This is a genomic window from Bacteroidales bacterium (genome assembly GCA_041671145.1).
In the GTDB taxonomy this organism is placed as follows: domain Bacteria; phylum Bacteroidota; class Bacteroidia; order Bacteroidales; family JAHJDW01; genus JAQUPB01.
This window is the reverse complement of record JBAZBZ010000033.1, coordinates 15114-36578: the sequence shown is the minus strand read 5'-3', so window position 1 is coordinate 36578 and position 21465 is coordinate 15114. Positions and strand designations below refer to the sequence as shown.

Genomic DNA, 21465 nt, shown 5'->3' with positions numbered 1-21465 from the left:
AAGGCAGCAAGAACGACCCTGCCGATAACACAGGACTTTCACATTATCTTGAGCATTTGATGTTCAAAGGAACTGATAGGTTTGGCACCAAAGATTATTCGAAGGAAAAACCTTTACTTGATAAGATAGATAATCTTTTTGAAGTATATCGTGCAGAAAAGGATACAAATAAAAGAAAACAAATATATATTGAGATTGACAGTATTTCAGGGCTGGCAGCTCAACATGCAATTCCTAATGAATATGACAAAATGGTTGGCGTGCTTGGTGCTAAGGGTACAAACGCATACACTTCAAACGAAGTAACCGCATATATAAATGACATTCCTTCAAATCAACTTGAAACATGGCTCGACATTGAATCTGAGAGATTCAGAAATCCTGTTTTTCGTTTATTTCATACAGAGCTTGAAACTGTTTATGAAGAAAGTAATATGTACGCCGACAGGGATGAAAGAAAAATAGAAGAAGCATTGATGGCAGGATTATTTCAGAAACATCAATATGGTACACAAACAACAATAGGTAAAACCGAACATTTAAAAAATCCATCATTGCTAGCAATAAAAAAATATTATAGTGAAAGATATCTTCCGAACAATATGGCAATATGTCTTGCAGGTGATTTCAATCCCGATGTAATTATTAAACTCATTGACGAGAAATTCGGAGGAATGAAAATGAAAGATATTAAACCATACATTCCACCCGTTGAGTACCCAATTGCACAACCAATAGTTAAGGAAGTTTTAGGACCTGACGCTGAATCTGTAGATATCGGCTTTCGTTTTCCGGGAACAAACACAAAGGAAACAGATTTGCTCGAAATTACTGACATGATACTTTCAAACAGCGTTGCGGGTTTGATAGACATTAATCTTATTCAGGAACAGAAAGTGCTTTCGGCTGTTTCATTTACAGACATTATGAAAGATTATTCTATTCATGAAATATCGGGCAAATCGAAAGAAGGACAGAAGCTTGAGGATGTTAAGGATTTGCTCCTTTCGCAAATTGAAATTATCAAGAAAGGTGAATTTCCAGATTGGCTCATTCCTGCAATTATAAATGACTTTAAGCTGAATGAAATCAAACAGCAGGAAAGCAACAGAGCAAGGGCATCAGAAATGACAAATGCATTTATTACTGAAACCCCATGGACAGATGAAGTGAACAAAATTGAACGTTTATCAAAAATCACAAAGCAGGATGTAATGGAATTTGCAAAAAAGTATTATGGTGATAATTATGTTGTGGTATATAAAAGAACAGGCGTTGATAAAAACGTGGTGAGAATAACGAAGCCACATATAACTCCATTGAAAGTCAACAGAACCGACCAGTCCGAATTTTTAAAACAGATAACAAGTAAAGAACCGGCAATTATTGAGCCCGTTTTTATTGACTTTTCAAAAGATATGAAAAAGCTGAAAATGAAAAGTAATATAGAAGTTTTTTATAAAGAAAATACTGAAAATAAATTATTTAATTTGAATTACAACTTCGACATGGGTAGTAATAACAATAATAAGCTTGCTATAGCTCTTGATTATCTCGATTATCTCGGTACTTCCAAATTAACTCCGGCGCAGGTAAAACAGGAATTTTACAAAATCGGTTGTTCACTCAATACTTATGCTTCCGAAGATAAGGTTTCAATAGGTTTGACGGGTTTGGCTGAAAACATGACCAAAGGAATGCAACTTCTGGAAAATATACTTGCCGATGCACAGCCAAATGAAGATGCATTGAAAAATATGGTTTCCGATATGCTAAAAACAAGGGCAAACAATAAACTTAACAAAGGAGTTATTCTTCAGCAAGCAATGGTAAATTATGGTAAATACGGTGCAAAGTCACCATATACAAATGTTTTAAGCGAAAGCGAGCTGAAATCTTTGAAACCGGAAGATTTGCTTTCTGTAATTAAAACATTGAATTCATATCATCATCATGTTTTGTATTATGGATTGCTGAAATCTGAAGAATTAGTGAAAGTTTTAAATCAATTGCATAATGTTCCTGCTCAGTTAAAATCCGTTCCGCCTGAAATTACTTTTACCGAACTGGCAACTGATGAAAATAAGGTTTATGTTGCCGACTATAACATGAAGCAGGTGGAACTCATCATGCTTTCGAAATCAGTTGCATTTTCAAAAGACATAGTACCTGCCATGCGGCTTTTTAACGAATATTTTGGAAACGGAATGTCATCAATAGTTTTTCAGGAACTCAGGGAAGCGAAGGCATTGGCATATACTGCAAGGGCTTATTATGGGGGAGTAAACAGGAAAGACAAAAGTTTTTATATTTCAACTTTCATAGGCACACAAAACGACAAACTTCCTGAAGCTATGAAAGGTATGAAAGACCTTATTGATAATATGCCCGAATCAAATAAAAGTTTTGAAACAGCAAAACAATCCGTTTTGAACCAGATAAGAACCGAAAGAATTACAAAGATGGGCATACTTTCAACCTATGAAAACATGAAACGTCTTGGCATTGATTATGATTTAAGAAAAGATGTTTATGCCAAAGTTCCTTCCATGACTTTTGCCGATGTTAAAGCATTTGAGGAAAAATATATGAAAAATAAAAATTTCACAGTGCTTGCTCTTGGCAAAAAAGACCAGCTTGACATTAATTCATTGCAGAAGTACGGAAATATTAAATATCTATCAATGGAAGAAATTTTCGGGTATTAGAAAGTTATTTAAATCGTGTAACTGCCAAAGATGCTGTCCAAAAAGTGCTCTGTGTAACTCTGTGCATTCTCTGTGGCTCTCTGTGTAATTTTTTATTCTATTGTTACACAGAGAAGTTACAGAGAACCACAAACCACAGAGAAAAAAATACTAAATTTTTACTTTTTAGACAACCTCCTTTTTTTTGAATAATTAATTGCAGTTTTAATCGAAATAAAAATTTCCTTTTTTGATTTATTTAAAAGAAACATATAAATATTTGTAATGAATATCAAAATAAAAATCTTTATGAAAAAAAATATATCAAAAGAAAATTTTTATGAATGACCATATTTTACAATACTTGCAATAGAGAACAAACAGAATGACAAAAAGTTAAAAAATTAAAAAAAAGATAAAAAACTTGCTTTTTAATTTTTTTATTTGTATGTTTATAACATTAAAGTACCTATTAGGACTTTTTTCCCGTATTGAAAGGTAAAAAACCTTTACACTAAGCACTTAAGCTTTGGGAATCGAAAAGGGAACTTCTGCAGAAGTTCCTTTTTTATTTTAGATTACCCATGCTGTTATTTACTAAAAAAAATGTTATAAAACTAAAAAAAACATGTATATTTGTACTTGCTTTTTCAAGTTCGGCATAGCAAAGCACTTTAAATACTAAAAATTATTCTTATGAGAAAACTTAAAGATAAAATCCGTTCAATTCCTAATTTTCCTATAGAAAATGTTACTTTTAGAGATATTACAACATTAATGCAGGATGCGGAAGCATTCCGTGAAGCATGCGACCACTTTTATACTCGTTATAAAGACAAGAAAATTGATAAAGTAATAGGTATTGACGCTCGTGGCTTCGTTTTTGGTGCTGTATTGGCATACAAATTAAATGTTGGATTTGTGCCAATTCGCAAAAAGGGGAAATTACCATATAAAACAATTAGCGAAAAATATAACCTCGAATATGGCTCTGCTGAAATGGAAATTCATAAAGACGCAATTAAAAAAAATGAAAGAGTTGTAATAATTGATGACCTCATAGCAACAGGCGGTACAGTTTCGGCTGCCGTTAAATTAGTTGAAAAATTAGGTGGTGTTATTGTGGAATGTGCATTTATTGTTGAGCTTCCTGCTCTCAAAGGCAGAGAAATGATAAAAGGTAAAAGTATATTTACAATGGTATCGTTCGAAGGAGAGTAAATTAATTAATCTGTGGCGTTTTATAAGACGTTTAAATTGAAATAACCCTATTGATTTAATAAATTAATTGTGTGGCAAGCAACCAAAGCAGCCGTTTCAGTTCTTAATCTTGATTTTCCTAAATTAACCGGAATAAAATTATTCGATATAGCAAGCTCAATTTCGTTATCGGAAAAATCACCTTCGGGACCAATAAAAATGAAAGCATTATTTTTTTGTTGATATTGTTCTTTTAGTGCAAATGTGTGTTCTTTGCAATGTGCAATAAATTTCTGCCCTTCAAAATAAATGTTTATAAGGTCTTTGAAATTTACGGGCTTATTTAATGAAGGCGAATAAAATTTTAACGATTGTTTTGTAGCCGCTAAAATCACTTTTTCTAACCTTTGAGTTTTTAAAATTTTTCTTTCCGAAAATTCACAAAATACAGGTGTTATTTCATCAACACCGATTTCAGTAACTTTTTCAGCAAACCATTCAAATCGTTCAATATTTTTTGTGGGCGCAACAGCTAAATGAATTTTATATTTATTTTCTCTTTCTTTTTTTTTACTTTCTTTAATATTAAAAGTACATTTTTTTGAGGAAGCATCAATTATTTCAGCAATATAAAATCCACCATTACCATCAATAATGTTTATAATGTCATTTTGTTTTTTTCTTATGACATTAACACAATGATGCGATTCTTCTTCTCCAAGAAAAAAATCACCACTACTTATGTTCGGAGCATAAAATAACTGCATATTATTTTTTTTAACTTGCAAAGTAAATTAATATTTTCAAAAAACTTTTATAGAACGTAAATTTTCTTAATTTTGCTGACTTGATTTTTCTCTTCGTAGCTCAGTTGGTAGAGCAATTGACTCTTAATCAATGGGTCGTGGGTTCGAATCCCTCCGAGGAGACACTGTAAATTAAAAGAAAATCACTAACTTTGCATATTTTTGGAGAGGTGGGTGAGTGGCTTAAACCAGCAGTTTGCTAAACTGTCGTACCGGTAAAACGGTACCGGGGGTTCGAATCCCCCCCTCTCCGCAAAGTTTGATTTAATGAAAAATTAACTAACTTTGTTCTTTTAAATATTTATGTTACGGGGTGTAGCGTAGCCCGGTTATCGCGCCTGCTTTGGGAGCAGGAGGTCGCAGGTTCAACTCCTGCCACCCCGACAAAATTTGGTTCCGTAGCTCAGCTGGATAGAGCAACAGCCTTCTAAGCTGTGGGTCAAGCGTTCGAATCGCTTCGGAATCACACTAAGTAAGTATTATTTGTTTTTTTGTTGATTTCACTCTATTTATTTCCTCATTTCAATCTATTTTTTTAAAGTTGTGTTTCTTTATTTCATTTAGATAATTATTATTTCTATTATAAGAAAAATACCTATCCCGCAAATAAGTGCATTGCCTATTCGGTGTATTATTGATGATATAATATTTAATAAATATTGTTCAATAATTTTTTAAATAAATAATTATTTAATTAATATTGCACTCAAAATAAAAATATAATAATATCAATATTTATAAACAACTAAAATTAAAGAAAAATTTATGGCTACAAATCAAAATTTAGAACAATTCATGGCAAAAGTTATTGCCAAGAATCCTGCAGAACCAGAATTTCACCAGGCAGTTAGAGAAGTTGCAGAATCTCTTTTCCCTTTCATTGAAGAAAACCCAAAGTATAAAGGAATCCTTGAAAGAATAGCAGAACCCGAAAGAGTTTTCATATTCAGAGTTCCCTGGTTGGACGATAAAGGCGAAGTTCAGTTAAACAGAGGTTTTAGAATTCAAATGAATGGCGCAATAGGTCCATACAAAGGTGGATTGAGATTTCATCCTACAGTAACATTAGGTGTTTTAAAATTTTTAGCATTCGAACAGGTTTTCAAAAACAGTTTAACTTCACTTCCAATGGGTGGCGGCAAAGGTGGCTCCGATTTTGACCCAAAAGGAAAATCAGACAATGAAGTTATGAAATTTACTCAAAGTTTTATGACTGAACTTCAAAAATACATTGGTCCTGATACTGACGTTCCTGCCGGTGATATTGGTGTTGGCGGAAGAGAAATTGGCTTCATGTTTGGTCAGTACAAACGTCTCAGAAGTGAATTTACAGGTGTGTTAACAGGTAAAGGTCTTGAATGGGGTGGAAGTTTAATTCGTCCTGAAGCTACTGGGTACGGACAAGTTTATTTTGCTGAAGAAATGTTAAAAACACAAGGTAAAGATTTCAAAGGTAAAGTTGTTGTTGTATCTGGTTCAGGTAATGTTGCTCAATACGCAACTGAAAAAGCTACTCAATTAGGCGGTAAAGTTGTTACTTTATCAGATTCTGAAGGTTACATTTACGACCCAAAAGGAATTGATGCTGAAAAATTAGCTTTCGTATTGGAATTGAAGAATGTTAAAAGAGGTAGAATTAGCGAATACGCTAAGAAGTATGGTTGCGAATTTGTTGCAGGCAAGAAACCATGGGGTGTTAAATGCGACATAGCTCTTCCTTCAGCTACACAAAATGAATTAGATGGTGATGCTGCAAAAACATTAGTATCTAATGGTTGTATATGTGTATCGGAAGGTGCTAATATGCCATCAACTCCTGAAGCTGTTGAGGTATTTTTAGAAAAGAAAGTACTTTTTGGTCCTGGCAAAGCTGCTAATGCAGGTGGTGTTGCTACATCAGGTCTTGAAATGAGTCAAAACTCATTGAGATTATCATGGACAAGAGAAGAAGTTGACCAAAGATTACACAACATTATGATAAACATTCATAAGACATGTGAAAAATATGGTAAAGATAAGAGCGGGTTCATTAATTATGTGAACGGTGCAAATATTGGTGGCTTCGTAAAAGTTGCAAACGCAATGTTAGCTCAGGGTTTAGTTTAATAAATTATTTTTTATAGTATTTAAACGGGATGAAATATTTTGTCCCGTTTTTTTATTGGCATCCAAAGTGTAGAAAGAGGATTGTTTTTTTAATATGCGTTAATTAAATTTTCTTAAAAAAAACACAAACCCATTTTTAGAATAAAGTTTTTCAAGAGCAGGATGTGCTTTCTGGAAATCATCGGCATTGTTAATTTTACTAATGAAATAAACTGGTTTGTCAATTTTCCCTGACATAAGCCAATTTATATCATTAGCGTTTTTATTTTGTGGTTTTTCTTTTTTTGTGTAAAACAAATGAGCATAACTTTTAAAACCCACTGTTTCTACATAACAATTGCAGTTTTGCTTGCTTTTATAAAAATCAATTGCTGTACTTTGAATATATTTATCAATCTTAGGAATAATGGCAAGCATTGTAAATGCACTAAAAGATATTGATGTCAAATACAATAAAACAATTCCATGAATTTTATTTCTTTTCAAAATTATTAAAGATATTATAATGCCTATTATCAGTAAAAGCCCGGGAATAAATTCATAGCCGCTCCAGCTTACATTTGCATTAAGACAATCAATTGCAAATTTATCTTTTATAAATCCTGAGTTTATTATTTCGTTTTTATATCTGATAATAAATTGTAGAGAGATTTCTAAAATACCGATAAATAAAGCAACACTAACTAACATTATGCTTATCCATTTATTCCATTTAATTTCACCATTCAAAAATTTGTAAATTGTATATGCAGCCAGAAAACTCATTGGGAAATAACAAAGTGATGAATAATGTATTATTTTTGTTTTCACAACAGTGAAAATTACAAGCACTACGAAAAATAAAATCATCATAAACTTAATGAAATTATTTTGGAATTCGTTGTTGGTATTTTTAATGCCAAATCCTTTTATGGCGATTATAGAAGTAGGAAAAACCCCAAACAGCAATACAATAAAATGGTAAAATAAAAATCCTCCATGTCCGGAATCTTTTGTATTAAATAACCTTAATTGATATTTAAAAAAATCTGCAACAAGATAATATTTGCCGGAGCATATTTGTAATAAAAACCACGAACCGCCTGTAACTGCAGTAATAAATAAAAACAGCAGCAAATGTTTAAGAGAAACAATATTTTTCTGTTTCGTTATGAATAAATAAATGATAATTGAAATTATTAAAATCAATAATGCTGCTGGTCCCTTTGTCAATATAGCCAGACCGATAAAAAATGCAGAGAGCAGTAAATAAAAAAAATGTTTTTTGTTTGCTCTTGAGTTTTCCGAAAAAATAAAAAAGCAATAAACACCAATGAAAATAAATAAATTAAAATATGGGTCAATAATGCCCGATTTAAAATATAGAAATGGCAAAATAGCCCCGCCGAATGCCAATGCACACAATAATCCAAACTTTTCATCAAATATTTTTTTGCCGATATTAAATAACAATAGCAATGTAATTATTCCGCACAAAGCATTTGGCAATCGTGCTGCAAATTCATTCATTCCGAAAACATTCATTGAAGCTGCCTGCATCCAGATGAACAAAGGTGGTTTTTCCCAAAAAGGCAAATAATTTATTTTTACTGTCAGGTAATCGTTAGTTGTGAGCATTTCTCTCGCTGCTTCGGCAAAATTTATTTCATCCCAATCGAATAAATTTACATTTCCTATAAATGGAATGTATAAAAGAGCAGCAAATAAAATTATGAGAATATGTTTATAGTTTGTGTAATTTATTATTGATTTGTCAAGCCATTCGTTTTTCGGCTTTTCCATAACATAGCAAAACAACAACGCACAAAATGTTCCTATGGCAGAACCAATTAATACATCATTCATAAAATGTTGTGAAAGATATATTCTTGAATATCCCACCGATATTGCAAGAAGTAGCATTAATATTTTACTGTATTTTCTGCCGTAAATAATAGCTATGCACATAAAAACACTGAAAGCGGTTGCAGTATGACCGGAAGGAAAGCTATAAAATGAATGGACGTCAACGCCATTAATCAGATATAATTTATAAGTCCCTGCAAAATATTTCAATGGTCGCAATGAATTGCTGAAAATAATTTGTTTCGAAATCATGACAATTATTCCTGATACAGCTGAACTTAATCCAAGAATTATTGCATTTTTGAATTTTAATAATAATAAAAATATGACAACCAACACTGCAAAGTATCCATTGCCCAAATAAGTTATGTATTTAAAGAAAAAATCAAGAAAATGATTGTGAAATTTATTTATTGTTATGTGAATGGTTGCTTTATCAAATGAAAATATAACAATAGCACCTATTGACAGTAATACAAAATAGGGGAGGATTAATAACTTGTTGTTTTTTATTATTCTTAGCATTTAAATATGTTGAGAAAATTTTTGTAAAAATAAAAAAAATAACAGCATCTTGCCATATTTAGATAAAATGCTGTTTGTAATTGCCTCTAATTATTTTCAGCGTCACTCAAATTAAAATAAAATGTACTGCCTTTTTTTACTTCACTTTCCACCCAAATCTTTCCACCATGTTTTTCGACAAATTCTTTACATAATAACAATCCTAAGCCTGTTCCTCCTTCCAGTTCAGTTCCCTGTTGACTATATTTTATATCGGTTCTGAAGAGTTTGTCAAAATCTTTATTATCTATGCCAACTCCTGTATCTTTAATAAAAATAATAACAGAACCATTTATATATTTTGTACTAACTGTAACAATTCCGCCTTTGGATGTAAATTTTAACGCATTATTTATAAGATTACGCAAAATAGTATTAAGCATATTTTTATCGGCATATACTTGAATATTGCTTGAGATATCAAAGTTTAAATTTATTTTTTTGTTAGAAGCGTATTCAACCAAATTTGAAAGATGCTTATCTATTAACTCTTTTAAATTTATTATTTCAGGTTGAAATATCATGCTTCCTGCCTGTGATCTTGCCCATTCAAGCAAATTAAGAAGCATGTCATAACCACTTTTTGCGGAATCATTCAGCACTTTAGTGAGTTTAGCAATCTTATTTGTATCGTACTTATGTGCATTTTCATACAGCAACTCCGAAGCGCCAAGCAAACTTATATAAGGATTTTTCATGTCGTGGGCGATAATCTTGAAAAATTTATCTTTAGTAGCATTGCTTTCCACAAGTTCGACATTTTTTTCTTTTAACTCGTTTTCAAATTTTTTGCGTTCAGTGATATCGCGGATATTGCACTGAATAACTTTTTGGTTATTCACGAAATAGACATTGCTCACAAATTCTACATTTATCTGATGTCCATCTGAGGTTTCCAATGGTAAGTTTTCATATCGGATATAATCGTTTTGCTGCAATTTTATAAAATTGTCCTTACTGGCTACTATATCTTTGAAAAATCCAATATCCCATATTGTTTTACCAAGGAAAGCATCATAAGGGTACCCCAGCTTATCAATTAAATATGGATTCACATCTACAATTGTTCCTGAAACAGCATCGAGTATGAGAATACCATCTTTGGCTGTTTCAAAGAGGCGTCGGTAGCGAATTTCCGAATTGGCGAGCATTTCCTCAGCCAGCATACGCTCCAATTCTCCGGCTGCTCTTATTGCTACCAACTTCATGATTGTTTCTGCAAGGGAAAGGTTCGTTATCGGTTTTCGTCCTATTACAGCAATCAAACCAATTGGTTTCCCTGCTGAATCCCATAAGGTCGTACCAATATAGCTTTCGGCATACATCTCTTGTAATACTATATCATTTGGAAACAAATTTCTGACATTGTTTGGGAAGGTGCAAATCGTTTTTCCAACAACATCGCCGCAAGGAGTGTCTTTCAATGTATATTCTATATTGTCATCAAACTTTCCGTCAAAATAAACAGCAAGTGTTTTAGCTGAAAGCAAATCGCCTTGCAGCTTGTCAATGCACACGAAATCCATTGCTAATCTTTCCGAAAGAAAACGAGCTAATAATTCAAAAAAATTATTACTTGTTCCGATATTTCCACATTGCAATAAGAATAAGAGTGTGTCTTCAATTTGTTTTCGTTCTGTAATATCGCGTGCTATATGCACGGAACCGGTTAAATTTCCTTTATTATCATATATTGGTGTTACGCTTACAAGCAAATCCATTCCAAGTTTTTCTTCGTGAAAATCTGCAATATGTTCCTTTCCATCTTTAAGCATCAATGTGTGCGGACAAAACACAGGTGACTCCTGTTTTCCGTGAATGCATTGATAACAATGCAAACCTATTGTATCTTGCGGTGAAATGCCGAGTTTATCTGTTAATGCTTTATTTGCTCGCACTATCCTGTGCCGGTTATCAAGAATAGTTATCATGTCAGGTATCATGTCAAATGTTTCCATCCATTCTTTCCGTGAACGTCTAAGTATTTCTTCATTGTTTTTTCTTTCAGTAATATCTATGAACGAAACCAAAACATTTGAGAGTGTGTTCTCGAATCCTTTTACTACGGAAAGATGCAAATTTAATATCTTGATTTCTCCTGTTAATGTTCGGATTGGCATTTCACATTCAAATCGCTTGCCTCCTTCAGCAAGAACAATTAATTCTTCTTTAAAAATATCAAGAGATGCACCGTTAAAATAAAAAAGCATGTTTTTTATTACATCTTCTTTGCTCTCGGCATTGAAAAGTTCAACACTTTTTTGATTAATTTCCACAACTTTTATCAAAGATGCAAGATGATTTATTTCGCTTTTATGTGCCTCGAAATAAGCTCTGAAATCTGTAACACCTGAATATTTTAATTTGTCAAAATATTTTTTTATTTCCGAATAATCTTCTTTCCAAATTGGGATTGCAGAATATTCAAATAACCTGCGGTAATTTTCTTCGCTCTCATCAATTTTTTTTGTAATAGGAAGTGATACTCTTTTGAAAAATATTATTGAGAGAATTATAAGAATTATTGAGGAAATTATTGCGTAAATACCTGCTCTGTAAAAAGGTAAACGTACTTCCGACATATCCATTTTTGCAACTATTCCCCATTTGAACTCGGGAATGTAAGTACAATATGAAAATACCATTTTGCCGTTATAATCTTTTCCTTTAATGAATCCTGTGTTTTCTGATAGTGCATATTGCATTGGAATAGCACTGTCGGATTTCAGAGATATATGGGGGTGATTTGTTTGCTTGCTCTGTCGCATTCTTATTAAAAAAACAATTGAATCGTTCTTTGAATAACCAATGGTATATTCGCCGGTAGTTCCCATGCCATTAGTTATTTTACTCTGATTGTTAAGAACGCTTAGTATTGCATTTGCATCTTTTGTTTCTTTAAACATTGATTGAATAATTTCTTTTTGATTTTCACAAAGCTCTTTCAGGAAAATTCTTTTTTCATTATAAGTTATTTTGTATATAATAATAATTGATGCTATTGTAAGGAACAATGAAACAATTATCATTATTATCAATAATTGATAAATGCTGTTTAGTTTTATTTTTTTCATGAGAAGTATCGAAAAAATTATTTTTAAATGACATCATTAAATAACTGATTATGGTGTTTGCGAAACACAAATAAGTCAATCGCTTTATTTAATAAACAAAATTACCAATTAAAAGACATGAATTGATATTTTTGGAGTTTCTTAATGCAATCTTAATGTTGTTTTAATCTTTTGTTAATCTTAAGTTAATAATACTACAATATTTTTACAAACCAAATATAAATATGATTTTAAATAAATTAAAAAAATAAATATTTGCGGCATATAAAAATGTAATTAATTTTGTTTAAAAATATTATTAAGTAACTAAACTTATTATTATGAAAATTCTATTAGTTGAAGATGACCCCAAAATTTCATCTTTTGTAAAACTTGGTTTAGAGGACAATGAATTCAACGTTACACAAGCTTATGACAGTGCTATGGCCGAAAAAGTTGTTTTCAATAAAGAGTTCGACATAATAATATTAGATGTTATAATACCGGGAATTAACGGATTTGAATTATGTAAAAAAATAAGAAATGCAAATATTAAGACTCCTGTTTTAATGCTTACTTCATTAGATTCAGTTGAAGATAAGGTTTCGGGTTTTGACTGCGGTGCCGATGATTATCTGGTGAAACCATTCAGCTTCAAGGAACTACTTGCTCGAATTAAGGCTTTAGACAGAAGACACACCGAAACAATTGTTGCACCAGCATTAAAAATTGCTGACCTTGAATTAGACACTATTTCAAAAAAAGTTACAAGAAAAGGTAAGGAAATTAAACTTACTTCAAAAGAATTTTCAATTCTTGAACTTCTAATGAATAATAAAGGTAAAGTGTTCGACCGGATTGAAATTGCTGAAAAAATATGGGGCTTTTCTTTTAATTCGGGAACAAATGTAATTGATGTTCATATTAACTCACTCAGAAATAAAATTGATAAAGATTTCTCACCAAAGCTTATTCATACACTTGTCGGATTTGGTTATGTAATGAAAGAAGAAGAGTAAAAAAGTACTTGAAGTACTTCTTATTCTCTCACAACTGCACAACGAATCATAATCACGGTTTTATCAATCAATCCCTGAAATCCGGTGCATTGTCCTTTAATAAAAATTTTATCATTACTTTTTATATTTTCTAAATTTTTATTTTCTGTTTTCATAAAACTGCAACTTACTAAACCATTTGCATTAGGTGATTCACCAATAATTAAATTTAAAGTTGAATCGGTGTCTCTGCCGATTTCCACAACAAATCCGCTTATCTGAATTGTTTTGTCATCTGTTACATATTTTTTATTTGATTCTGTTTCATTTTTTTCAAACTCGTTGAATAATTGTCGGGAAGTTAGAATGTAATCTGATTTTGATGTGGCAAAATTCTTCTGTGGTTTGAAATAGATATACAAACCTATTGAAAAAATAATGATTATTGCAATAAAAATTGCTGATAAAATTAAATGCTTTCGTTTCATTTTTTTTTATTTTTTTAGAATTGTATAAGTCATGTCAACATTAACTTCCATGCTCTTTGCAAATTTTTCTTTTACTAAATTGGGAATAACAATTCCATAATCTTGAGGAACGATATTAAATTTTGCTTTTACAATTAATTTTCCGTTTGCTATTTCTATGGTTCCTTTTTCTTTTACTTTTTTTGTAACTCCGTGAATAGTTAAATTGCCTTCAACGGTTACATTATAAACACCATTTTTGTTGAATTTTATTTCCGATAAATTAGTTATGGCTCCTTTAAATTCGGCTTTTGGGAATTTATCGGATTCAACATATTCTTCGTTAAAATGTTCTTCCATAAGTGCTATGTCGAATTTAAACGATTTCATTAGAAGCTGAAATGCTATGCCTCCTGTTTTTATATCAATATAACTTGCTGTCTGATTATTGTGCGCTTCTATATTCTCCATGGGGGTTTTAGAGAAAAACCATATATGTCCGTTTTTTGAAACATATTTATCTTGTGAATATCCGCTCATCACAATGACGACTGCAAAAAGAAAAACAACGATTTTTTTCATATTAGTTTTTGTTAATTATTTAACATCTGTTTATTATATCTGATTGGAATTATACTTTAAATGACAACGTCGTTTAAATTATTAAATTGTTTTTTTTAATTTGCATTTACTATTGAAGATGAATTTATAACAATTTAACAATTTCACTTAATAAAAAGTTTAATTTTCAACCATTTGAAGTGCGGTTGCAAATTATTTAGTTCTATTTAAATTAAAAACCCTTGAAATATTAAATCCTAAGCTGATACCTCCTTTTGTCCATTTGCCTGTGGTTTCAGTAATAAAACCTCTTTCGAACATTGGTAGTGAATTTGTAATAAGAAACTGAAAAACATGTCCGCCTGTTTCGATGTCAATACCAATTGAAAACGAATTTGGTAACTTGTCTTTTCCTGAAATGGTAGGTCTTACAGTGTAAAAATATTCTGAGTTTAATGAGATGCGTTTAGTCAATTTAAAACGCCCGCCAAGTCCGACTGAAAATAAATCGTTTTTATCAGTTATTTCTTTTACCAGATTTTTATGAATTAAGGTTGGTGATAATTGAAAAGAAAAATGTTCATTAAACTTTTTTGCAACTAATATCTGATGAGCATAAGAAAGACGTGAAGAAAAATAATTTTTTCTATCGGGAACTTCCCATTTGGTGGAATAAGCATCAATTTCAGACAAAAGAGTAATAGTAATAGGAATGTTTTTTTTGCCTTTGCATTGCCTTAATAAAGCGTACTTCAAAAATCCATCATAAGTTTTTTGATATGTTGACCTTCCTGCGCCGATCATTAACCTGTTGTTAATTCCATATTCCAAACTAAAAAATGTGGAAGCTTGGTCTAATCCGAACAATTCGCGGACACCGGAATTGATTTGTCCAAAGCGATGATGAATGCGAAAATCCAGTTGTCCTTTTTTCATGCGTTCAACAGAATGTCCATTAATTATACGTGTCGATTTAAATGTTGCAGTGGTGTATTTTATTGAGTCTTCAGTAATGGAAGTTAACAAGCTATCCATATTTTGACAATTTGATTTCAGTAAAGGGACAAGCAGTAAAATGCTGATTAGAATTTTTTTCATTTTCTTTTTCTTTATTGAGGAAAACCTTTTTGTTTCCAGACATTAAATTGTTTTATTTTACAATCGTCAAGTTTTAATCCATTGTCGGGCATTGGGATAAATCCGGCTTGGTGAGAAATACTTCCGATTATTCTATCTATATTTTGTTGAACGACACTTAATGTTCTTAAGTCATATCCTCCGGCTGCGGTTGGGCTATGACAACCCGTGCAACTATTTGCAAGTATTACGGAAATTGTTTGACTGTAATTTACATTTACTGTATCGCAGGAATTGTTTCCGGATAATGTTTTCTTTAAATATAATTCTTCTTCATTATCCCGATAACAGCTTGATAAAAGCAGAATAAAAAATATGTATAACAAATATTTCATTTTTATTTATAATTTTAATTATTTGCAATTTGTTGTATCAGCTCCTTGAAGTATCCATGCGTAAATCAAAGAACGTTGTTCTTCCGAAAGAGGAGTATTTGGTAAAGGAGGCATGTCTTTTTTTATTGACTTGTAAATTCTACTTTTCAATGGTTTTCCTTTCGAGACCAATTTCATTACGCCATCATAAGTTGATAGGTTGATTTCTTCCTCACTTATGCTATCTCCATGACACATGCTGCATCTGGAATTCAGAATCGGAGCAATTTCGTTTTTGTAACAAACCTTTCGAATATCATTGACATCTACGGCTTTATGTTTGCATGATGTTTGAAACACAACAAACAATAATAAAGAAAGTAACAGTTTTGTAATCTTCATTTTATTAAATTTAGAAATTGTTTTAAAATTTATTTGGTAATCTTACATTCATTAAGCATAATTCTATTCGTTGATATCAATAAATTTTATTCTTCATTCCTTTATCAATCGCTCAAAATTATTGATATTCAAATTTGAGATAAATTAAAAAGTGGTAGATTAAATTTAGATTAATTTAACATTAAGAATAGCTAAATAAAAAAGCACAATACACCTTAATGCTTTCTTAATCCATTATTAATTTGCTATTAATTCTTTATTTTTTTTTATTTAAAACCTTTGCTAATGTATTTTTAAAACATTTATCATTGCTCTGATTTGTTTAAATTTTAAATTTAAATTTTATAAATAGGTATCAAAGTAGTAATTTTTTTTTAAAAATAAACGAATAAGTTTATGAAAAACATAACATCAAAATACAGCTCAACAATTATTATTTTTTTAGTAATTATGTCCGGTTTTTCTTATTCCCAAATTCCAAAAACATGGCAATGGGCAAATAATATTGTAGGAACAAATACAAATGCTCCATATTCTCTTAATACTGATAAGGACGGAAACAGTTATGTTGCCGGAAGTTTTTCTGACACATTGAAGATTGGAAACGTTAAGCTTATCAGCAAAGGTAATCTTGATATTTACATTTTAAAATATAGTGCGAATGGAAGTTTAGTTTGGGCAAAACAAGCAGGAGGAATTGATTATGATGGAGCTTATGGTCTTGACTTGGATGAATCAGGAAACATTTATATAACCGGGTATTTTTCGGGAACAGCAAATTTTTCGAGAATAAAGATAAAGAGTAATGGCAACAGGGATTTCTTTGTTGCCAAATACGATAATGGTGGTGAACCGGTTTGGGTTAAACAGGGAGACGGAACAATTGAAAGCTACGGAATAGCTTTAACTGCTGACAAAACAGGAAATGTATTTGTATCTGGCATATTCAAAGGAACTATGAATATTGGAAAATCTATTTTTTTATCAAAAGGCGATAAAAATATTTTTATAATTAAATACAATAATAAAGGAGAAATTATTTGGTCAACAACTGGCGGCGGAAGTATGGTTGATGAACCAACTTCTATGACAACTGATGAAAAGGGTAATTGCTATATAATTGGTGACTTTGAAGGTACAGCCGAATTTAATAAGAAAATGATTGTGAGTTCGGGGAAAAAAGATGTGTTTATTGCAAAATACAATGCCGACGGAAACATTCAGTGGCTTAGACGCGGAGGCAGTGCCGCGGGCAACGACCACATTTCTTCCATTGCGTTGGATAGTATAGATAATATTTATGTAACAGGGTACTTTTCAGAGATTGCATATTTTGGAAAATCAGAATTGAAAAGTATAGGTACCGATGATGTTTTTCTTGTAAAATATAATTCCAACGGAGATGTTATATGGGCAAAACAAACCGGAGGAAAAGGCAATGTGCATGCAAGTTCATTAATGCTTGATAAAGTTGGTAATATATATGTTGCAGGTGAGTTCAACTTTAATTTTAAATTTTGTGAAAATAATATATGCACCCTTGGCGACTGGGATATTTTTATCCTGAAATATAGTAATACCGGCGAAATGATTGGTGGAACACGAATCGGTGGAGAAGGTTATGATAGAGCTTATGGAATGGGAATGGATGGTTTTTCAAACATTTATATTGTTGGATATTTTAGTAAAGCCATATCTGTTGGTAATACAAATCTTATATCAATTGATACGGATGATGGCTTTATAGCGAAACTTAAGAGCTTTTAAATTTTTCTGTTTTGTATAGAAAAAATAACATGTTAAAAGTTCAATGTCTTTTTTCAAATATTTTCTTGCTAAAGTTTCTATCAATTATTTTTTTTGCAAGTAATACTGATGTGTCCTTTTTTGCTGTCAGCAGATACCCCATATTTTACAGACGGTCCCAATACTGTTGATTATAAACATCTGGGATTTTATATTGCTTCTCAGTCGCAATTTACAAGGTATATTCAAAAGATATTACGTTGCCGCATTTTGAAATTAATTTTAAAGGTACAAAAACCTTCACGTCTTATATTTCTTATCAACTTACTATCTGAATTGGAAATAAAAAATAAAGTGAATTATTTTATTATTCCGTTTTCTTAAAAAAAATAAAAATCAAAACAAAAAATAATATTTATCCCTTTTTATATTTTACAAACTCGTCTTTTGTTTAATACTGCTTTAATGTGAACTTAATAAAATTTTAACTCCTGTTGTTTATCCGCAATATATATTTGTTGAAAAAAAATTATAAATCCCCAATTATAACTTTTTAATTAAAATAAAAAAATGAAAAAAGTTTTAAAAAGTCAATCAGTTAATTTATTTATGGCATTTGTCTGCCTTTTAGTTTTCTCAATGTCGTGCTTTTCTCAAAGCGTAGGAATCAGCACGAATGGAGCCATCCCGCCAAATGTATCAGCAGGATTGGATGTAAACTTTAGTTCTGAAGGATTATTGATACCTCGTATTGCACTAACGGGTACAAGTAGTTTTGCTCCTTTAAGCAGTCATGTTGCCGGCATGACTGTGTACAACACTGCGACCACGGGAGATGTAATCCCCGGTATTTATTATAATAATGGAACAAAATGGATTGCGGGTTTTCCAAAAGCCAATACAATAGGTGATATGCAGTATTGGGACGGTTCATCATGGAGACTTGTAACTATAGGTCAACCAGGGCAATTGCTGCAAATAAACGGTTCGGGTATTCCATCATGGGGTGGTGCAGGTTTTGCAAATCTCATAACGACATTTGTAACCGACATCACAACAATAACTGCTACAAGCGGAGGAACAGTTGCAAGTGATGGAGGTAATGCAGTAACTGCTTATGGTGTGTGTTGGGCAACAACTACAAATCCTACAATCGCCAATAGCAAAACCGTTGATGGCTCGGGCGTGGGGAGTTTTATTAGTAATATTACAGGATTGACATCGGGCACTACATATTATGTGCGTGCGTATGCTACCAATGGTGCGGGTACTTCGTATGGAAACCAAGTGAGTTTTACTACTCCATAAATCGAAATAATATTTTTATGATTAAAAAAAATAATGTAAAAAAATATATAAACTAAATTAATAAAAATAACAATGGAAAATAAAATGAACAAAACAACAAATAGATTTAATAAAAAAAATTATTGTCTATTAATTACATTAATTATTTCGTTGTCTTGCTTTTCCCAAAACGTAGGGATTAATGCAACAGGTGCACAGCCAAACGCATCAGCAGGATTAGATGTAGATTTCTCTGATAAAGGTCTTTTAATTCCAAGGATTAGTTTGACAAGCACAAGTAGTTTTGCTCCACTATCGGCACATGTAGCCGGCATGGTTGTGTATAATACTGCTACTACAGGTGATGTTGTGCCGGGTTTTTATTACGACAATGGCTCTAAATGGGTTCAGGGTTTTTTACTTGGTCATACAACAGGTGATATGCTATATTGGAATGGTTCGCAATGGCTGATGATTCCAATTGGCTCACCCGGTCAATTTTTACGGGTTTCAAGTTCTAATATTCCTGTTTGGGGAGGTTCGGTTTTTTCTACTATAACAACAACTGCTGCAAGTTCAATTACAGGTATTACTGCTGCAAGTGGAGGTAATATAACTAATGATGGCGGCTCTGCGGTTCTTTTGCGTGGTGTATGCTGGAATACTGCGACCGGACCAACTATAGCAAATACTAAAACCACAGATGGCTCGGGTACCGGTACCTTTATAAGCAATCTTACGGGATTAACTCCGGTAGCTACTTATTATGTCAGAGCATATTCAATAAACAGCAGTGTTATTACTTATGGTAATGAAATATCTTTTACCACACTTCCTGTGTTGCCAACTCTTGATGCTACCACAGCTGCAACATCAATCACTGGAACAACTGCCATAAGCGGTGGTAATGTTACTTCCAACGGAGGTGCAGCTATTACAGAAAGAGGTGTTTGTTATGGAACCACTGCAAACCCTACAACAGCTAATACCAAAGTTATTGATGCTTCACCCGGCGTTAGTGCGTTTACAAGTAATCTTACCAGTTTAACAGGATACACTACTTATTATGTTAGGGCTTATGCAATCAATAGTGTTGGTACAGCTTACGGCACACAAATTTCATTTACTACATTAAGAATTCCTCCTATGTTAGTTACTGCTGCTGTCAGTGGTATTACTGGTGCTTCTGCTACTTCAGGAGGAAGTATGACATGGAACGGTGGTGGGTATTCAAATTATCAGGCTTATGGTGTTGCATATTCTACAACATCCAACTCATCATTACCCACCAAAGTTGCAACTAATTCTACAAATTATCCCTATACTACTCCTATTGCTCCATGGACAACTAACATTACAGGATTGATAGGAAATACCACTTATTATATACGCTCTTATCTTGATGTTTATCCAACCGGTACTGGTCCATGGACTACTATTTATGGCAATGAATTGAGTTTTACTACAGCACCTCCTACCACGCCCGTACTTGCATCAACCACTGCTATAACCAATATTACATCAAACTCTGCTTCAAGCGGCGGTACTATCACTTCGGATGGAGGCTCGCCAATTACTGCCAAGGGTGTTTGCTGGAGCACAAGTCCATCGCCGACAATAGTCAATTCACATACATCTGACGGCACTGGTTCCAGCAACTTTGTTAGTGCTATTACAGGATTAAATGGTAACACCATCTACTATGTCAGAGCTTATGCCACCAATAGTGTTGGCACGTCTTATGGTCCTGCTGATGTTAGTTTTACTACTTGTGGTACGCCTATATATACTATTGGTCAGAATGCCGGAGGCGGAATTGTATTCTATGTTGATTGCACCGGACAGCATGGACTTATTGCTGCATCGGCAGACCAGGGAACAGCAGTATGGGGATGCAGTACTGTATTAATAGGTACATCTGCAGCTTATGGTACGGGCTCGGCTAATACAACAGCAATTTTAGCCGGATGTGCTACAAGACCTATTGCAGCAAGCTTGGCGAGGTCGTACAATGGTGGTGGTTTCTCCGACTGGTTCTTGCCATCCACAGGAGAACTGCAACTGATGATGAATCAGCATACTCTTCTTGGATTTGGTTCAAGTGTAATATATACCACTTCTTCAGAGAATAGTGTCAATAATGTTACTTGCATGTATTGGAATGGGTCAACTGTTATTAACACAGCCGCTGTAAAAACATATTCCGTAACGGTAAGAGCAATAAGAGCATTCTAATAATGGAATTAATAATAATTAATGCATCAAGATTAAAATTATAAAATTTAAATAAAA

Annotated in this window: 15 protein-coding genes and 4 tRNA genes; 11 read left to right on the top strand and 8 right to left on the bottom strand. The window is 32.4% G+C overall.

Annotation, left to right across the window (positions count from 1 at the left end):
- Positions 1 to 2708: insulinase family protein (locus WC223_10380; GenBank protein MFA6924643.1), on the top strand; the 2708-nt coding region annotated here is incomplete at its 5' end.
- 675 nt (positions 2709 to 3383) lie between these two features.
- A complete protein-coding gene (locus tag WC223_10375) occupies positions 3384 to 3908 on the top strand; it encodes an adenine phosphoribosyltransferase (protein ID MFA6924642.1) in 525 nt (174 codons plus the stop codon).
- A gap of 47 nt (positions 3909 to 3955) precedes the next feature.
- Here WC223_10375 and WC223_10370 read toward each other — a convergent pair whose 3' ends face one another.
- Entirely contained in the window at positions 3956 to 4654 is a 699-nt protein-coding gene (locus WC223_10370; protein ID MFA6924641.1) for a 16S rRNA (uracil(1498)-N(3))-methyltransferase, read from the bottom strand.
- An 89-nt stretch (positions 4655 to 4743) separates the two neighbouring features.
- Between WC223_10370 and WC223_10365 the strand changes: the two genes are divergently transcribed.
- From WC223_10365 to gdhA, 5 genes are all read left to right on the top strand, one after another.
- Positions 4744 to 4816 (top strand) — tRNA-Lys (locus tag WC223_10365).
- 41 nt (positions 4817 to 4857) lie between these two features.
- Positions 4858 to 4946: transfer RNA gene (locus tag WC223_10360), tRNA-Ser, on the top strand.
- 56 nt (positions 4947 to 5002) lie between these two features.
- Positions 5003 to 5077 (top strand) — tRNA-Pro (locus WC223_10355).
- Between the two features lie 8 nt (positions 5078 to 5085).
- Positions 5086 to 5159 (top strand) — tRNA-Arg (locus tag WC223_10350).
- Positions 5160 to 5458: 299 nt separating this feature from the next.
- Complete coding sequence (gene gdhA, locus WC223_10345) at positions 5459 to 6799, top strand: NADP-specific glutamate dehydrogenase (protein ID MFA6924640.1); 1341 nt, start codon at positions 5459 to 5461, stop codon at positions 6797 to 6799.
- Positions 6800 to 6898: 99 nt separating this feature from the next.
- On the opposite strand, the gene WC223_10340 is transcribed toward gdhA, so the two are convergent.
- Complete coding sequence (locus tag WC223_10340; protein ID MFA6924639.1) at positions 6899 to 9169, bottom strand: glycosyltransferase family 39 protein; 2271 nt, start codon at positions 9167 to 9169, stop codon at positions 6899 to 6901.
- 86 nt (positions 9170 to 9255) lie between these two features.
- On the bottom strand, positions 9256 to 12282 hold the full coding sequence (locus tag WC223_10335) for a PAS domain S-box protein (GenBank protein MFA6924638.1): 3027 nt from the start codon (positions 12280 to 12282) through the stop codon (positions 9256 to 9258).
- Positions 12283 to 12602: 320 nt separating this feature from the next.
- On the opposite strand from WC223_10335, the gene WC223_10330 reads away from it, so the two are divergent.
- On the top strand, positions 12603 to 13280 hold the full coding sequence (locus WC223_10330) for a response regulator transcription factor (GenBank protein MFA6924637.1): 678 nt from the start codon (positions 12603 to 12605) through the stop codon (positions 13278 to 13280).
- A 20-nt stretch (positions 13281 to 13300) separates the two neighbouring features.
- Here the strand turns inward: WC223_10330 and WC223_10325 are convergent, their stop codons facing one another.
- The 5 genes from WC223_10325 to WC223_10305 form a co-directional block, all read right to left on the bottom strand.
- Positions 13301 to 13747 carry a hypothetical protein gene (locus tag WC223_10325; GenBank protein ID MFA6924636.1) on the bottom strand — a complete coding sequence of 149 codons (447 nt, stop codon included), beginning with the start codon at positions 13745 to 13747 and terminating at the stop codon, positions 13301 to 13303.
- 6 nt (positions 13748 to 13753) lie between these two features.
- The gene (locus WC223_10320; protein MFA6924635.1) at positions 13754 to 14308 is read right to left on the bottom strand and encodes a YceI family protein; all 555 of its coding nucleotides are present in this window, start codon (positions 14306 to 14308) and stop codon (positions 13754 to 13756) included.
- Between the two features lie 192 nt (positions 14309 to 14500).
- Positions 14501 to 15385, bottom strand: coding sequence for a DUF5777 family beta-barrel protein (locus tag WC223_10315; GenBank protein MFA6924634.1), 885 nt, complete (start codon positions 15383 to 15385; stop codon positions 14501 to 14503).
- Between the two features lie 11 nt (positions 15386 to 15396).
- On the bottom strand, positions 15397 to 15759 hold the full coding sequence (locus tag WC223_10310) for a hypothetical protein (protein MFA6924633.1): 363 nt from the start codon (positions 15757 to 15759) through the stop codon (positions 15397 to 15399).
- Positions 15760 to 15777: 18 nt separating this feature from the next.
- Positions 15778 to 16140: a c-type cytochrome domain-containing protein gene (locus WC223_10305; protein MFA6924632.1), complete on the bottom strand. Its 363-nt coding sequence runs from the start codon at positions 16138 to 16140 to the stop codon at positions 15778 to 15780.
- 396 nt (positions 16141 to 16536) lie between these two features.
- On the opposite strand from WC223_10305, the gene WC223_10300 reads away from it, so the two are divergent.
- The 3 genes from WC223_10300 to WC223_10290 all read left to right on the top strand — a co-directional run bounded on the left by WC223_10300 (position 16537) and on the right by WC223_10290 (position 21408).
- Complete coding sequence (locus tag WC223_10300) at positions 16537 to 17907, top strand: SBBP repeat-containing protein (GenBank protein ID MFA6924631.1); 1371 nt, start codon at positions 16537 to 16539, stop codon at positions 17905 to 17907.
- A 549-nt stretch (positions 17908 to 18456) separates the two neighbouring features.
- Positions 18457 to 19194 (top strand): hypothetical protein, encoded by a 738-nt coding sequence (locus WC223_10295; protein MFA6924630.1) that lies wholly within the window; start codon positions 18457 to 18459, stop codon positions 19192 to 19194.
- 72 nt (positions 19195 to 19266) lie between these two features.
- Positions 19267 to 21408, top strand: coding sequence for a hypothetical protein (locus WC223_10290; GenBank protein ID MFA6924629.1), 2142 nt, complete (start codon positions 19267 to 19269; stop codon positions 21406 to 21408).
- Positions 21409 to 21465: the final 57 nt, after the last annotated feature.

What these genes read in the sequence shown, in the direction of transcription:
- WC223_10375 (MFA6924642.1), top strand. Translation starts at nt 3,384, where the DNA reads ATGAGAAAACTTAAAGATAAAATCCGTTCAATTCCTAATTTTCCTATA.
- WC223_10370 (MFA6924641.1), bottom strand. Translation starts at nt 4,654, where the DNA reads ATGCAGTTATTTTATGCTCCGAACATAAGTAGTGGTGATTTTTTTCTT.
- gdhA (MFA6924640.1), top strand. Translation starts at nt 5,459, where the DNA reads ATGGCTACAAATCAAAATTTAGAACAATTCATGGCAAAAGTTATTGCC.
- WC223_10340 (MFA6924639.1), bottom strand. Translation starts at nt 9,169, where the DNA reads ATGCTAAGAATAATAAAAAACAACAAGTTATTAATCCTCCCCTATTTT.
- WC223_10335 (MFA6924638.1), bottom strand. Translation starts at nt 12,282, where the DNA reads ATGAAAAAAATAAAACTAAACAGCATTTATCAATTATTGATAATAATG.
- WC223_10330 (MFA6924637.1), top strand. Translation starts at nt 12,603, where the DNA reads ATGAAAATTCTATTAGTTGAAGATGACCCCAAAATTTCATCTTTTGTA.
- WC223_10325 (MFA6924636.1), bottom strand. Translation starts at nt 13,747, where the DNA reads ATGAAACGAAAGCATTTAATTTTATCAGCAATTTTTATTGCAATAATC.
- WC223_10320 (MFA6924635.1), bottom strand. Translation starts at nt 14,308, where the DNA reads ATGAAAAAAATCGTTGTTTTTCTTTTTGCAGTCGTCATTGTGATGAGC.
- WC223_10315 (MFA6924634.1), bottom strand. Translation starts at nt 15,385, where the DNA reads ATGAAAAAAATTCTAATCAGCATTTTACTGCTTGTCCCTTTACTGAAA.
- WC223_10310 (MFA6924633.1), bottom strand. Translation starts at nt 15,759, where the DNA reads ATGAAATATTTGTTATACATATTTTTTATTCTGCTTTTATCAAGCTGT.
- WC223_10305 (MFA6924632.1), bottom strand. Translation starts at nt 16,140, where the DNA reads ATGAAGATTACAAAACTGTTACTTTCTTTATTATTGTTTGTTGTGTTT.
- WC223_10300 (MFA6924631.1), top strand. Translation starts at nt 16,537, where the DNA reads ATGAAAAACATAACATCAAAATACAGCTCAACAATTATTATTTTTTTA.
- WC223_10295 (MFA6924630.1), top strand. Translation starts at nt 18,457, where the DNA reads ATGAAAAAAGTTTTAAAAAGTCAATCAGTTAATTTATTTATGGCATTT.
- WC223_10290 (MFA6924629.1), top strand. Translation starts at nt 19,267, where the DNA reads ATGGAAAATAAAATGAACAAAACAACAAATAGATTTAATAAAAAAAAT.